Origin of the sequence: Mesobaculum littorinae (assembly GCF_004011175.1) — a bacterium.
Taxonomy (GTDB): domain Bacteria; phylum Pseudomonadota; class Alphaproteobacteria; order Rhodobacterales; family Rhodobacteraceae; genus Tranquillimonas; species Tranquillimonas littorinae.
Window position 1 is genome coordinate 44,945 of record NZ_RQXX01000010.1, and the last position, 15,110, is coordinate 60,054.

The 15,110-nt window shown below is 60.8% G+C and carries 11 protein-coding genes and 1 pseudogene; 4 read left to right on the forward strand and 8 right to left on the reverse strand.

What is annotated here, in order from left to right; all coding sequences use genetic code 11:
• The first annotated feature begins 4 nt into the window (after window positions 1-4).
• From EKE94_RS17965 to EKE94_RS17975, 3 genes are read left to right on the forward strand one after another with little or no spacing between them, the layout of a single operon-like run.
• Window positions 5-583, forward strand: coding sequence for a potassium-transporting ATPase subunit C (locus EKE94_RS17965; protein WP_127908016.1), 579 nt, complete (start codon window positions 5-7; stop codon window positions 581-583).
• A gap of 9 nt (window positions 584-592) precedes the next feature.
• Window positions 593-3,247, forward strand: a complete 2,655-nt coding sequence (locus EKE94_RS17970; RefSeq protein ID WP_127908017.1) for a sensor histidine kinase — start codon at window positions 593-595, stop codon at window positions 3,245-3,247.
• Window positions 3,244-3,930, forward strand: a complete 687-nt coding sequence (locus tag EKE94_RS17975) for a response regulator (RefSeq protein WP_127908018.1) — start codon at window positions 3,244-3,246, stop codon at window positions 3,928-3,930. Before EKE94_RS17970 ends, EKE94_RS17975 begins: the two co-directional genes overlap by 4 nt.
• Before the next feature lie 147 nt (window positions 3,931-4,077).
• On the opposite strand, the pseudogene EKE94_RS19250 reads toward EKE94_RS17975, so the two are convergent.
• The 4 genes and pseudogenes from EKE94_RS19250 to EKE94_RS17990 all read right to left on the reverse strand — a co-directional run.
• Window positions 4,078-4,192 (reverse strand): annotated as a pseudogene (locus tag EKE94_RS19250) (IS5/IS1182 family transposase); the annotation flags it as partial.
• Between the two features lie 408 nt (window positions 4,193-4,600).
• Window positions 4,601-6,823, reverse strand: coding sequence for an AAA family ATPase (locus EKE94_RS17980; RefSeq protein WP_127908019.1), 2,223 nt, complete (start codon window positions 6,821-6,823; stop codon window positions 4,601-4,603).
• 238 nt (window positions 6,824-7,061) lie between these two features.
• A complete protein-coding gene (locus EKE94_RS17985) occupies window positions 7,062-8,063 on the reverse strand; it encodes a GIY-YIG nuclease family protein (protein WP_235856097.1) in 1,002 nt (333 codons plus the stop codon).
• Between the two features lie 106 nt (window positions 8,064-8,169).
• On the reverse strand, window positions 8,170-8,691 hold the full coding sequence (locus EKE94_RS17990) for a hypothetical protein (protein ID WP_127908020.1): 522 nt from the start codon (window positions 8,689-8,691) through the stop codon (window positions 8,170-8,172).
• Between the two features lie 172 nt (window positions 8,692-8,863).
• Between EKE94_RS17990 and EKE94_RS19255 the strand changes: the two genes are divergently transcribed.
• Complete coding sequence (locus EKE94_RS19255; protein WP_407940929.1) at window positions 8,864-8,992, forward strand: hypothetical protein; 129 nt, start codon at window positions 8,864-8,866, stop codon at window positions 8,990-8,992.
• A gap of 543 nt (window positions 8,993-9,535) precedes the next feature.
• Here the strand turns inward: EKE94_RS19255 and EKE94_RS17995 are convergent.
• The 4 genes from EKE94_RS17995 to EKE94_RS18015 all read right to left on the reverse strand — a co-directional run bounded on the left by EKE94_RS17995 (window position 9,536) and on the right by EKE94_RS18015 (window position 14,937).
• Window positions 9,536-10,447 (reverse strand): DUF4238 domain-containing protein, encoded by a 912-nt coding sequence (locus tag EKE94_RS17995; protein WP_127908021.1) that lies wholly within the window; start codon window positions 10,445-10,447, stop codon window positions 9,536-9,538.
• Window positions 10,448-10,833: 386 nt separating this feature from the next.
• On the reverse strand, window positions 10,834-12,171 hold the full coding sequence (locus EKE94_RS18000) for a reverse transcriptase domain-containing protein (RefSeq protein ID WP_127908022.1): 1,338 nt from the start codon (window positions 12,169-12,171) through the stop codon (window positions 10,834-10,836).
• A gap of 850 nt (window positions 12,172-13,021) precedes the next feature.
• A complete protein-coding gene (locus EKE94_RS18010; RefSeq protein WP_127908024.1) occupies window positions 13,022-13,858 on the reverse strand; it encodes a DUF2971 domain-containing protein in 837 nt (278 codons plus the stop codon).
• Window positions 13,859-14,160: 302 nt separating this feature from the next.
• Window positions 14,161-14,937, reverse strand: a complete 777-nt coding sequence (locus EKE94_RS18015) for an aminoglycoside adenylyltransferase family protein (protein ID WP_164871023.1) — start codon at window positions 14,935-14,937, stop codon at window positions 14,161-14,163.
• Between the last annotated feature and the right edge of the window lie 173 nt (window positions 14,938-15,110).

Sequence of the window (15,110 nt, forward strand, 5' to 3'; positions counted from 1 at the left end):
TTACATGTCCAACCTTCTGTCTTCCCTTCGGGTCGCGCTTGCGACCATGGCGATCTGCGTCGCCGGCTACACCGCGGTGATCCTGGGCTTTGCCCAGGCGCTCACCCCAACCAGCGCAAACGGGTCCCTGATCACAAACGACGCCGGCACCGTCGTCGGAAGCCGGCTGATCGCTCAGGCGTTCAGCTCGCCCGAATACGTCTGGCCCCGCCCCTCGGCGGTCGATTACGACGCGGGCGGCGCGGGCGGCTCCAACCTCTCGCCCGCCAATCCCCAGATCACCGCTCGTGCCCAAGAGCTGATTTCGGCCCATGGTGGCGCGAGCGTGGATGCCCCGATCCCTGCCGATCTCGTCACGGCCTCCGGCGCCGGGCTCGATCCGCATATCTCGCTCGAGGGCGCGCTCTTTCAGGCTGCCCGCGTTGCAGAGGCGCGCGGTGTCGAGGTCTCCGCGATCGAGCGGATGATCGAGGAGCGCGCCGTGACACCGGGTGGGCCGTTCACCGCCGGCCGCATCGTGAACGTGCTGGACCTCAACCTCACGCTCGACGCCGATCTGGCAGCGCCCGCCGCCAGCCAATAGGATCACTCCATGTCCGAAGATGCCCGCCCCTCTCCCGATGCCCTTCTGCGCGAAGCCGAGCGTGAGCGGCGCGGCAGTCTGAAGATCTTTCTCGGCGCCGCGCCCGGCGTCGGGAAAACCTACGAGATGCTCCTCGAAGGAACCGAGAAGCGCGAGGCGGGCGCCGATGTGGCGATCGGCATCGTCGAGACGCACGGCCGCGCCGAGACCGAGGCGATGGTTGCCGACCTTCCCGTCGTCCCGCGTCGCACTATCGATTACCGGAGCCAGGTGCTTACCGAGATGGACCTCGACGCGCTGCTGGAGCGCAGGCCCGACATCGCGCTGGTTGACGAACTGGCCCACACCAACGCGCCCGGAAGCCGCCACCCGAAACGCTGGCAGGACATTGCGGAACTCCTGGATGCGGGCATCGACGTGATGACCACGGTCAATATCCAGCATGTCGAAAGCCTGAACGACATCGTCGGCTCCTTCACGCATGTCCGCATTCGTGAGACCGTGCCGGACAGGGTCTTCGAGAATGCCGAGATCGAACTGATCGACCTGCCGCCCGAAGACCTCATCGCCCGTCTCGAAGCGGGCAAGATCTATGTGCCCGAACAGGCGCGCCAGGCGCTCGACCATTTTTTCTCGACCGGCAATCTCCTTGCCCTGAGAGAGCTCGCCCTGCGCCACGCGGCAAACTATGTCGACGCTCGGATGCACGAGCATCAAAGCCTGACCGGCAAGGACGGCACATATGCCGGCGGGCAGCGCGTGCTGGTCGCGGTGTCCGAGGAACCCGGCAGCGAACGCATACTTCGCGCGGCGAAGCGGCTTGCAGACGCGCTCAAGGCGCCGATGACAGCCCTCTACGTCGAGACCCCGAGTGCGGCCCGGTATTCCGACGAGGATCGCACGACGCTGGCGCGCACCCTGTCGCTCGCCGCCACCTTCGGAGCGGCGCTCGTCTCGGTTCCCGCGACCTCGGTTCCCGAGGCGATCCTGTCGCAATGCCGCGAAACACGCGCGACACAGCTGGTCATCGGTAAATCGCGGGACCGTTCACGCTGGGGCCGGCGTCGCGACCGAGTGCTGCGCGAACTTCTCGACAACGCCAAGGGGGTCGCCGTCCATGTCATCCCGCTCGAGGGAGAGCGGTCAACCGGCGCCTTTACGTCCCGTATCCTGCGCGGCTCTTGGCGCGGCGATCTGATCGCGCTTGCCCTCGTCGGGGCGCTTACCGCTCTCGCCTATGCCGCCGAGCCGTGGTTAGGCCGTGGACCTGTCGACCTGCTGTACCTCGTGCCCGTGATTGCCAGCGCGAGCCTCTATGGGTTCCGCGCGGGACTGGTCGCAGCGATCGCAGCAGGAATTGCCTATAACTTCTTCTTCCTGCCGCCGATCTACACCTTCATCATCTACTCGCCCGCCAACGTCATCACGGCAATCCTTCTGGTGCTCGTCGCGCTCCTGACCGGGCAGCTTGCAGCCCGCGCGCGCGCCGCAGCGGCGCTGGCAATGCGCAGCGCGCGCGAGAACGCCGCACTGGCGCGCTTCGCGACACGTCTCGGCGCGGTGAACGAGCCGACCGAGACGGCACAGATCGTCTGCGACGAGGTGCGCGCGCTGCTTGCCGTGCAGACCATCGTGCTGCACGCATCAAAGGAGGGCGCCCGCATCACGGCCTCGGGTCAGGCCGAGCCAACTCTGACATCCGTCGATCATGCCGCCGCGAGCTGGGCGCTGGAACATGGCGAGCCGGCGGGAAACGGAACCGACACTCTGACCGCAAGCGTATGGCAATTCCGCCCTCTGAAGACCTCGCTCGGTGTCCTGGCGGTGCTCGGCCTGCGCGGACCGCCGGGCCGCGCGCCGATCCCCGCGGAACGCGCCGCGCTGGCCGAGAGTCTGATCGACCAGGCCGCGCTCGCCCACGAGCGGCTCAAGCTGGAGCTCGACATGCGCGAGGTCGAGGTCGTGCGTCAGCGAGATACGCTGCGGGCCACGCTTCTCGCCTCGCTCAGTCACGATCTGCGCACCCCTCTGACCGCCGTGACAGCAGCCGCCGAAGCGATGCGACCCTCCGGCGAGGACGCCGATCTCGTCGAGACGGTCCGCATGGAAGCCCGTCGCCTGGGCCGGTTCCTGTCGGATCTCCTTGACCTCACGCGCATCGAGGAAGGCGCGGTCACTCCGGATTTCACCGCGACGGATCTGACCGACGTCGTGAGTTCGGCCCTGGCGGATCTGCCCAAGTCCTACGCGCACCGCGAGATCGAAACGACCATTGACCCGAACGTGCCATTCGTGCGCGCCGACGCGGTTCTCTTGCACCACGCGCTGCTGAATCTTGTCGACAACGCCTTGAAGTATTCGCCCGACGACACTCCCGTCCATGTCGTTGCGCGCATGGGGCGACGCGGACCGGTCATCGACGTTCTCGATCACGGCCCGGGCATACCGAACGGCGCCGAGCTCCGCATATTCGACCGTTTCGCGCGCGGCGAGACCTCAGATCGCACCGGTGGTTCGGGGCTCGGGCTCGCGATCGTGAAGGGCTTCGCCGACGCGATGGGCTTCGGGGTCGAGGCGAGCCGTCGACAACGGGGCGGATCACGTTTCTCGATCCGCATTCCGAAGGATGCGGTCGTCAATATCGACCTGGAGGACATCGCGTGACCGACCACATCCTGATCGTAGATGACGAATTGGCAATCCGCCGACTACTTAGGGTATCCGCAGAGCGTGGAGGCTATTCCGTGGTCGAGGCCGCCAACGCGGCGGAGGCGATTTCAAAGTCTGATCGCGCAAGACCACGGCTCGTCCTCCTCGATCTGGGGCTACCGGACCGGGACGGGCTGGAGCTCATCCCGTCTTTCGTATCCCGCGACGTGCCGGTCATCGTGCTGACCGCACGCGAGGCTTCGGCAGAAAAGGTTGCCGCACTGGATCTGGGTGCTGACGACTACGTCACGAAACCCTTCGACAGCGATGAGCTGCTGGCGCGGATAAGACGTTGCCTGCGCCGGTCCGACAAGGAGCATGGACGCAGGCGGCGGCTGGTGGTCGGCCCTGTTGAGATCGACCTCGATGGCCACGCGGTCCTGAAGTCAGGCGCGCCCGTGAAACTGACGCCGAAAGAGTTCGCACTTCTGGCCGAGCTCGCAGGTCATCCCGGGAAGGTCCTGACCCACACCCATCTCCTGCGCGAAGTATGGGGGCCCGCTCACACCGAGAGCATCGAATATCTGCGAGTGACGGTCCGGGCGCTGCGAAAGAAAATCGAAGATGATCCCGCCAGACCACGATGGCTGCTGAATGAGCCAGGGGTCGGCTATCGGTTCGAGGAGGCACCAAGTTAGCATAGCCTGAGGGTCGATGACCCATGACTCTCGTCTTGCATATGCTGCAACTTCGCTGCTTTCGACGCTTTAACTTGGTCCATTGCGGAGTTCGGCCATTATCTCGCAGGCCCGGACATGGATCTAGGGTCAGGACCCGTTCTCTCTCAAAGCCACGATCTCCGAGCAGCCACTTAACATTGGGTAACCCGCTGACCAGCGCACGCGCCCCGATGTAATCGCTGACGGGGCCGACGGTCAGGAACAGGACAATGGCGCGGCCTGACCTGCGATCTCCGCACGGCATGCGCCGGTACATCACCGGAATCCAGCGGTTGAAGTGGAACTATTCATCCTGACGATTGAGGTAGCGACGGGGCCGCATGGTGCCCTCGTGGAAATGACACACCGCCCGACCTGACGGCGGCTCGTGCAAGCTGAGTGCAAGATCTGCGCGCTCGCCATCGGAGATCGCCGGAGCAGATCTCCAAAACTCTACTATTTCATACGGTTAGTGAAGTTTTGGCTCCGGCGGTAGGGCGCGGAGCAAAATTCGACCGCTTCTGAAGTCATTGAAAACGCTGGCATTTGCGCTGCGCGGGTCGCTGTCTGTGTTACGCCGATGTGCTACAATTGTAGCACAAGGGAAGGGTATCCAGTTTGGTCGGACGGTCCAAGCAGTTCCCGGGGGTTAGCTACGACTAAGTGTATCCGGTCCGGCGATCAGCCGCCTCATTGCCGCGCCGTGGAGCTCTCGGACCTCGATGAGCGCGGCTGTCACTTCATTTAGCTGGCCGATGTGTGGCGTGAGGAGTTTCGTGGCGTGGTTCATGGCCTGAACCAGCTTCGCCCTCACCCTCTGCCTCTCCTCCTCGGTCAGCCTGTGCATGTCGGCAGGCCCCAGCCAGCTATCGCCGTTGCGGCCAAGGCCCAGCTCTCGGTCCATTTGCAGAATTAGCCCTGTGGCCAAGGCAAGATCGCTTTCCGTGTCTCCTCCCGCGCCGCCAGAGATCGTGCCCAGAACCAGCCGCTCGGCCGCGCGGCCGGCCATCAGGATCACAAGCTCTCTTTCAATCTCCTCGACCGTCAGCTCGACGAAGGTCGAACGGCGTTCGGTCCGACCGTCGCGGTCAGAGAGGCTGAGCTTAACGACAGATCCCGGAACCAGCAGTTCGGCGGCAAGCGCGTGACCGGCTTCATGAGTGGCGATACGGCGGAGCAGTTCCGGGTTGGGCCGATCGATTCCGAGGTGTCGGCGCATCAGGTCGGTTGACATGGGCAGACGTTGCCGCCGCGCGTGGGCAGTGGCGGCACGCATTGCGGCGTCGAGTTCGGCGGGGGTTTTGCCGACTGCGGCGCGGGCCAGACTGTCGATCTCGTTCTCCGGCAGCGTATCTGCCAGCACCTTGGCCATGATACGACTGATATCCGCGAGCGACGGAAGTGGCATCTGCTGGACCTGGTCAAACCGGCCAGGTCGCGTGATGGCAGGGTCCAATCTGCCCAGCTGGTTGCATGCCCCGATCAGGATCACGCCCTGGGTGCGTGCTAGTCGGTCGATTTGCTGGAGGAATCCGTTCACGACTTGCGTTCTGTAGCTCATCCCATGCTGATCCCCGCCGAAGCGCGATCCGACCGCGTCGATTTCATCGATGAACAGGACGCAGGGCACTTTCGCGACCGCCTCGCCGAAACACTTGATCATCGCGGCGAACATATGTCCAAGATGTCCCTGGGACTGCCAGTCAGCAAAGCTGCCCTCGACCAGGGCGATCCCAGCGGCCTCGGCCAGCTGCCGGGCAAGATAGGTCTTGCCCGTCCCCGGGGCGCCGTGAACGAGGAGCGAGCGGGACATCTCGCTCCAGTTCAGATCGCCGGCCTGCCACGCCGCAAGGTCCTCCACGATGTTCCGGACAGCCTGGTGCGCGGGCGTGGTGCCGTCGATGATGGCCGGGCCGCAGCGCTCTCGCGCGACCTCTTCAGCGGGCGCCGTCCTGGTCATCAACGAGATCCGTTTGGCAACCTCTTGCGCCGTCGGCGCGCGGCACGCCATCGCCAGATGTCCCGCCTCCAAGCTGGCCAGGCTCTCGTCGTCGGGCAAGATCGCCCTGACGCTGTCGGCATCGATCCTTCCGGTCGCGCTGTGGCTGACACTCAAAGCGAAGAGCAGGATATCCGCATTCAGCTTCTTCAGGGTCAGAATGCGCGCGCCGGTCTCGCCGTAGGCTACGAGATCTGGCAGGTGCTCCTGCTTCGCGACCGGCAGCAGGATTGGCGCCGGATAGTGGAGCAAGCGCTCCAGTTCCTTTTCCACGACCGGCCGGTCAGGCAGCTGTAGCACCGGGTTCGGCGCGGACTTGGGCGCCCTGCTGTGAGTCGACCAGCCCTCCGGCAGCATTGCCCCAGTCAGCAACTTTCCGAGGTAGAGGGTGGGTTCGAGGCCGACCAGGATCGTCAACGCTCCGGGTTGGAGGCTCGCCTCCCAGCTCTCCGCATCCCGGAAGGTTGCGGCAAGGCGCGCCAGCAGGATCACGTCGCGGAGGGGAAGCGGGATGGCGGGACGGGTGCTGCCGTCCTGAGCGGTGGCGAAGGGATCGCCGCCGTCTGCCGCGATCGCGTGCCACTCGTCCTGCGGCAGATGAGGCGCGCTGTTGACGTGACCCATGGCCACGGCGGCGGACTCCATCCCGGAGGCCGCGGGGCACGAAGGCGGTTTCGGGCTGTCGCCGCCTTCATACTCCATCAAAGTGTCAACTGCGGCGGTGTCGCCGGCCGTGGCACGCCGTTCGAGATCGAAGATGTCAGCTTCGGTCGCGCGCAGGCGCGCGATGCAGTCCTGGGCGTAGGCCCACCACTGCGGGCGCTTCGCGCCATTTTTCTTTGGAAGGGGGGATTGGGGGGAAGGTTGGGTCATTGTCAGCTCCTTACTGTACGGATCAGGACGCCCGGGTTGGGGCCGCGATCCGGAAGGGGGCGTGGAAAGGTTCAGGCAAGAGGAGTTGGCGCTGTCCGGGATGAGGGAGGCACGGCGCAGGTGAGGGCGTCCCGCACACTGTGGTGTGCGGGTTTCGCTTCCGGGAGAGCGGGCCGGGCCGCTGTGGCGGCTCCGGATCAAGTCAGAACCGTTCCGGAACCGGGCCACGCTTGGGCCGCTATTTTTTTCGGATGTCGTCCAGGTGCTTCAGAATGAGCGGCGCGATCTCGATCCCGTAGATCTCGCTCTTGACCGACAGCCAGTCCCGAAAGTGATCATGCGGAATGATCGCGTCCGGATGAGACTTCTTCAGCGCGCGGTGGAGGGCCTTCTCCTGACACAGCGCGGCGTGGCCGCTTGGCTGCGGAACGGTCCGCAGAAGCTCTGCCTGGATTCCGGATTGCAGCAAGAGCTGGTGGTGCAGACGCGACTGCGGGTCGCGCGAGAAGCCGAGCTTTACGACCTTCAGTCCGGTCGGAAGCTCCAGTCGAATGGCATAGAGGTTGCTTGGCGCGGTGGCCCAGCCCTCTCCACATTCCGTACATTGAAAGCGACCGCTCTGCATGTTCGCGCGGGCCACCCTCTGCGTGTGACCACAGCCGTGCTGATAGATCCGGTAGTTCGGGTTGCCTTCCGGATCGCTTCCCAGCAGTTGCCACCCCCGATCCGCTGCTTCCTCGGCTTCCTTTCCGGAATGGCAGGTCTCGCAGCGCAACTTGCAGTGGCCGCCTGCGATCCGTTCGATCTGTCCGAACTGGCGGCGCAGGGTGTGGCCACATGGCGCGCGATAGACGCCAAGCTTGTGGTATTCCGGGTCGTAGCCCTGAAACTCCAAGCCTGCCTTCTGCGCCATTGCCAGGATGGCGTGATGCCTGCAACTCGCACAAGCTGGCTGGGCAGTGCGTAGGGTGAAGAGTTTCTGCGCCGTCATGGCGCCACAGGTGTGGCACCGCAGCACAACATGGAACTTGTCCCGGACTCTGCGGATCAGGTCGAAGCCCTTGGACTGGGCAATTGCGTTCCACTCCGTTTTGATCGGTCCTGCATAGGTACGGGACCAGCCATCCACAGAGAGCTTCCGGGAGCCGCGCGGCAGGAACAGCTTATTCCGGGACGTGCCGATGTAGATATGCGGGCGAACGGGTGCGGGTTTGAGTGAGAAATGTGAGGGATGAGCCATTGCTGGACCTCCGGGAATATGTCGGCTGAGAACGCGGGCACGTTTGTTTGAGCCCTGACCCGTTACGGGACAGGGCATCAGGGTGCCGGGACGGTGTTTGTGGAGATCAGGCGGCGAAGGGCTCGTATCCGGAGAAAGCCTCCGGGGTGGCCAAGGCATCAATCGGGTTCAACATGTCGAGATTGCAGATCTCGTCGAACTGCTGTTGACCGCGCGCGAGCATCTGTGCGACGCGCAGCGCCTCGGGGCAATTCCCGTACCAGGAAAACAGGTCCGGATGTCCCGCAACGACCTGGCGAGCAGTCCGAAGTTCGGCAGCGGTCTCGCAGCCGAGCGTCCAGTGCAAGTGACGCGCGAAACGCTGGAGCGGGACATCGCTCGGACGGGTAGCTGGTGCGTCGATGACGGAGCGGCAGCGACCGGTGGCACGCTCCCACCCGAGTTCCGCCTCCTTCAACCAATGATCGAATCCCGGATCGGACCAGAGGCCGTTCTCAATGTCGCGCTCAGCCTCGATCGCAGCGGCCAAGGCCGCGAGCAGGTGCGAGAAGTGGCCCGAGACGGGCGAATGACGGAAGTACGCGGGTTCATCCGCGCCAAAGCGCGTGCTAAGGCAGGTGTCAGCCATGATCGATCTCCGATTGATCGGTTGTGGTTAGAGTGTGATGGGGAGGTCAGAGTCCCCGTCGCACTTGACAATTTAGATTTACGATGTCATTTAGTCAAGTAGTTTCTTGAGGGAGATTCGCATGGCTAAGATGGGACGTCCGCCGCGGGACACGGCCCCTGTTACGATCCGTATGGATCAAAGCATGCTGAAGGCAATCGATGACTATCGCCGCGAACAAGAGGACCTGCCGTCGCGGCCGGAGGTTGTCAGGCGCGTGATGGAAAAGTGGCTTGCGACGCAGGGCCGAGAGCGACCTTGAGAGGGATCACTCAGCTTGATCGTTCAGAGTGAACGGGCTTGGTGACCTGGCCGCGCAGTTTTTGGGCGGCGATACCAGTCGCCCTGACCACCAACCCCTCTCCGACATAGGAGCAATGCGCGCCGAAGCCCCGAAGGAGCTGCTGAGCCCAGGGAACGAACCTTGCCCCTGAAACAGGGCTGGGCACCCAACGAACTCGAACGGCACCTCAGCTGCAATTGCCGAGCTCGCCTCGCACTAACGAAAGGTGCAGCTTCTCCGAACCGGACTGGCGCGGAGGCGCGCGGAGGAGACGGTGCGTCCGAGATCCAAAATCTGAAGCCGGTCGAATCTGCCGTTAGCCGACCTATGCGATCTACGCCGCATTTGCGAAGTCGGGTGCAGAAGGGCGGTTAGCTGCCGTTCGCTGCGTTCGCGAAGGAGAACCTCGGCCGCAACCTGAAAGCGGACATACAGGCGAGAACCAAGGCCGAAGCCCCTTCGCTCGGCACCAGGGCAGGGAGCGGTCGTTCGCTGCAGGTCCGACTTCACAGGTTAGAAGACTTAATAGTTAAACCGGCTCCAATCGATCTTTGTTTCAAGTTTCCCATCTACATGTCGAAATCCTATGTGTTGCGGTGCTGGTCGCCCCCAATTCTTCAGGACAAACTTCGTAGGAAGAGGGGCGCGCCCAAATACCTGCCTTTTGGCATGCTGAAGAGAAATCCTATTGTGTGCAGAAATGCCCGTGTTTGACGCTCTAAATAAATGAACACCACGAAACTCCTGTTTTATTGCTGGTAAAACTTGAAGGGCGTAATCTGGAGTCATTGGATAGTGAATGTCGAATGGGATTCCGCCGGATTTTGACCACGGCTCACGTGCCACTATACCCCCGTCGGAGAAAATAAATTCGTTATCTGCATCCCTCTTGATAACAATAAAATCCGCAGAAAAAATTCTGTTCGCGTATATGTCGAAGATATGCTTCATATTGTCTAGCGCATGATTCCTAGGCTTCAATTGCTCGGAGTGAAAAACTTCAAGCTTCTCAAGGTATCCTGGGTTTCGTACCAACAACGCTGCAACGTAACGTGACAAGACTTCACGTTCATGGTCAGACAACCTAATGTATTCAACATAATCGGTAATCCTATAACCGAGCGATCTTACAACTTTTGCTTTTTCTGGGTCGCTGCGAATTTTTCGTTTTGCGACGTTCTGTTCGTCGATCAATTTCCGGAGGACAGCGTCGAATGGCCCATCAACGTCGTTGGCGAACCAAGTTTCGATTGAAACATCCTTCGATCCGTCTGAAAGCTCCTTAGAGTAGAGCTGCCCAACTACTCCTAGACCTCTAGGCTTCCCGAGAAACGAGCTTCCATCACGGTTTAGAACATTAATCTTACTATCTACGTTACACCAATGCCCAGAATTTAACTGAGGCCACCAATGATGTCTCTTTGGAACGTTCAAATCCTCTCAATGCCTCCTAAGATGCCAAAACACCCCCCTTCCGATCATGACAGAAGTATTCCGCTTTTGAAACGGCTGAAGACGCTATCGTCATGCGATGTGGTGTTCGAGTATGCTCCGATTTCAACATCAGGGTACATCCGGAATGATAATCTGCACTGCATCACCCTGAAGCGATATATTGCCGAGGTCTGCTCACGGCCCTTCCTTCCGGCGTCTGCTGGACTGGGGCCGTTCGACTGCTCACGGCCCTTCTGCGACACTCATTCAGCGCGCAGCATGACGCGAGGCCCCGTCACGAAGGGCGGAGAGCTGCCGTTCGCTGCGACTGTGTCGAATGACTGCGGAGTCAGAATGCTGTCAATGCTGCGGTAAGTTCAATCTGCTTATTTCGCAACTTTCTCGCGGGTGGTGTCGAACATGTCTGCTGTCGAAGGGACGCCAAGTATCATCGCCTTGACCCGATGATCGGCCTTCCCAAGCTGCCGAACGATCACCCCGTGATAGTCCGCGACCTGTTTCGCAACGTAGTCGTCGAGGTGCTCGAAGGGTTGACGTTGATTGCAGAAGGCGAAGGATTTTTGCCATCCGTATATGCGCTTACCTAAAGAATCTAAAGCGGCGCTCTGTGAATGCTTGGAGTTGAGAGAAGTCCCCTTCGTGAGCGCCTCCTTGATCGCAGCCTTGGAAGCTGCAAGCGTCTCTCGGACGCCTTCCTTCATGTTGTCGATAGACTTCGCACTTGGGACGCACCGTTTGGGCTGTAGTGTGCAGCCAAGGAAGTTGATGGATTTGCTGCACTCGCCTTGCGCGGCCTTTTCCGGGCCATCTGCGGGTGTGTAGAGACCGAACCCAAAGTCGGTCAGGGTTTTCTCAGCATACGCTTTCGCGGCGTCGATAGTTGAAAGATCTGCACCAACCATGAGAATGTCGTCGATGTATCTCACCGCCGTCACGCCCATGGTGTTCAGCTCCTGGTCCAAGTCGTAAAGCAGCACATTCCCCGCGAAGGCCGAAAGGGAGGACCCTTGAGCAACGCCGATTCCGCCCTTCGGAAAAAGGTGCGTGTAGCCAACAAGCTCATCTTCATTCCCCAAGTGAACCTCAAGAGCCTTTCCGAACAGCTGAACGAATGCTTCGTCCCCGGTTTCACGCCGAACGAAGTCGACCACCTTCTCTGTCGGAATCTTGGTGAAGAAGGCCCGGATGTCGGACTGGAAGTAGAATTTTGAGCCGCCGTCAATTGCGGTCATGATTGTCTCGATGGCTGGGCGAACACCGCCATGAGGGTAGATCAACCCTCCAACACCATACTTGGATCGGTTGACGTCGTTGATGCGCCCCAGCCTGTCGTCGCGAACGGTCTCATATCGGGTGTCTGGGTCGCGTAGGTCACGCGCCTGCCTTGGCTGCAGAACCTGTAGGATTGCCCGCTGCACTATACGGTTCTGGATGGTGGATATTGCGATGGGCCGTGGGTCTTTACCTGCTGCAAGGCGTTTGCGCTTGTCCTTCAAGACGCCCGCGACAGGATCAAAGGAGAGCTTGCCCGTGCGCAGTTGACCGATGATGCGCCTAAGGTGGCGCTGGTGAGCATGCTCGAACTCGGAGGCTTTGCCGCGAATATCGGCGTTGCCTGATGTCAAAGCGCTGCGCTTAACGTGTCGCCAAGCTGAGAAGATGTTTTGTTCGCTTCTGACTTCTTCAAATAGTGTCTTCGCCATGTTCTTCGCTCGGGTCCTCCGCTCATACAATCCCGACCGTTGACGGACACCCATCCTCTGCGCACGGCATGGCCGCTACGACAGACACCTCAGCGGAAACAGCCACCTTGGCGAGGTCTCCCTGGCGCACGATCCGCATGGACAGCTCCAGCTTCACGTCGGACGCCATGGCGACCATGGACGCTGCGGCGAGCGCAATCAGAAGTCCGCGCACGCCGGTAAGCCAGCTCAGGCGAGCCGGTTTTTCGGGGCAAGTTCACACATTTCTCCACCTTCCACCTTAGCAGGTTTTTAGCAATGTCAAGCGCGTTTCGCCCCGGCCACGCCCGCCGCTTTGAATGCTTATCTGCTGCTTGGAGGCCGTCATAAGACGGAGCATTCACAGCTTCAAAGCCAACGGTCAGGCTCAGCCCATCCTCTGCGCACGGCATGGCCGCTACGACAGACACCTCAGCGGAAACAGCCACCTTGGCGAGGTCTCCCTGGCGCACGATCCGCATGGACAGCTCCAGCTTCACGTCGGACGCCATGGCGACCATGGACATACCATATATAGTGGTGACGCGACGCCATATCGTCAAGAGGGCCGTTGTTGCTTTCGCATCGAGTCAATGAAGTAGTTCGACACCAGAGGCTCACCCGCCGATTTCTACAATCATGTCGAATGACCAGTATGTGCTGGCAGCCACCAAGCATTTGGCCATAGTCGCCGGCCTGGACGACCGCATTGCCGCAGGTCAGCTTCGAGCCAGAAATGTTCGCGCCGATGACGGGTAAGCTGGCAGTTGCAGTGCGGAAGCGCCCGTCGCTCCATACTTAGGGGCGATAGGCCCTTTAAGGGACTGGCAAATCAGCGAATTTTTATCAGACTGTGCGTCAGTGTGGCACTCGTCGCGTATTCCCCGAGGATGCGCTCGACTTCGTTGCGGGTGGTGCTGTCGGCCTTTGGTCCGATCATTACTTCAAGCTCATTGATGGCTGAAGGCGCCAATGGGATGAATAGGGCTTCCGCTTCGACCGGGTATGTCTCGAGGTCGAGTGTCACGTTGTTGAAATACTCATCATCTGGGAACTGCCCCTCGAAAGAGAACGCAGCGATTTTGAAGCGCCACTCCTGCTCGTAAGACCAATGCCTGCCCTTCACCATACCCAGATCGTGAGGATAGAAATATGCCGTGCCTGCGTGGCGATAGACCAGCGGACGATTTCGGTAGGCGGGATCGTCGCTGTAATAGACCTTGTTGGGCCCGATAATGGCGCAACTGTTTGTGCTCATTGCCGGAGACTTTCGGTTGATCGAGTGCCAGGTTTCGGCCGTGAGCAGGGCGCCGCCTTTCTCGAAAACCATGGGTTTCTTGCGCCCGACAAACATGTTCGACGGCAGCCTAATCCGCACGCCGCTTAAATTTTGACCATACATCGACCACATCGGAATTTGCTCGACCTCAGTGCCTGACCAGCACGAAACGAATACAGAACTGGCAGCGAGCGCGACGTCTGACGCCATCGCTTCCTCTGGGTCGTTAACTGTATCAAGACGAGAGAAACGAAGTGTGCGAGAAGCGAGGATTTTCTCGAGGCTGGCTAAGGAGGTGTATTGATATAGTGCGGACGGTAGTTCTTCGATGCCCATTACATCGAACATGAAATCGTCGGTGTAGAACCCTTCTGATCCTTCAGAATACAAGTGCTGCCTCCAGAAACAAATTGATAATCCATTATACTTGCGCAGCGCCGGTTGCCACCTGATATGCGTGTCCGCATGCCTTCCAAGCGCGGCGTGGACTGATCGAGTGCGAGGAATGACATCTCTGCCCGCACAGTGATCATCTGGGCGGTGGAGATGCTGCGCTATGCGCGAACGTCCGGTTCGAAGAAGCCGCTTCGCAGCGATGAATGTCCGGTTAGGGCCGGAAGCGACGGTCTCTCAGCCGCCGCCTGGTACTCGACATGCTGCGTAGCCGTATGTCGGCTTCGAGCCCTTCCTCGCTACATTGAGTTGGTGATGTTCTCGCTCATGCGCCCCGCCAATTCTCGGGCTGCATCGCCTTGGCTGCTCCAATCGTCCGTGACCTCGCCGAGATAAGCCCGTCGCGCTTGATCGAGTGCCATAGCATCTGAGGCAGTCAATCGCGGAATCGCCCATTCGGCGGCAGCATCCTTCGTGATGAACCTCCCCGTGCTGGCCGTGTGCCACATCCGCGCAAGCGTCAGCAGGACATTCCGCTCGTCCCCGCGCGCTCCATCCAACAAGTCCGGAAGTGCATCGCGCATGGCTTGGTTGACATGCTCTGTCGAAACCTCGGTCAGAAGTTCGCTCCTCGGCGGTCCGAACAACGGAAAGGCCTCCTGATGGGCCTGTGCGATAACGAGAGAATATTCAGGATCTCGTTCAGGCATCGGCGTCTCACCGGCTTCGAAAGCCTCCCTTAGCCACTCTCCATAAACGAACTCTGCTCGCGCCGGGTAGTCACCGCGGCTGAGCTCGGCTTGGCAAAACACCATCACCTCAAGGCAGCGGGCGCCTCCCGGCACGGCAGGATGGCGTCCGGAAAGGTGCAGCAAGTCCAGCAACAGCCCGTTGCGCTGGCTAGCGGTCAGCTCGGACTGAACTACGGCCAGAAGATCAATGTCGCTCTGTGGCCGGAGACCTCCGGATACGGCCGATCCATGCAGATACGCACCAAGCAGCGCGTCGCCGAGACGGCTGTGCAAGATCCGCACAGCCGACTGTATCTGTTCTGTCTGATGGACTGTCACCTGCATGATGGTTTTCTAACGGGCATAGCTCATTATCGGAAGGCAGCTTTATCCGCATAGCGGTCATCCGGGCGGTCGAAATGCTGCACGGTGCGCGAACGTCCGGTTCGGTGAAGCGACCTTCAGAGATGAACCGTCCGGCGAATGGCAGGTTTGGGCCGCGAGCAACGGCCGCCGCT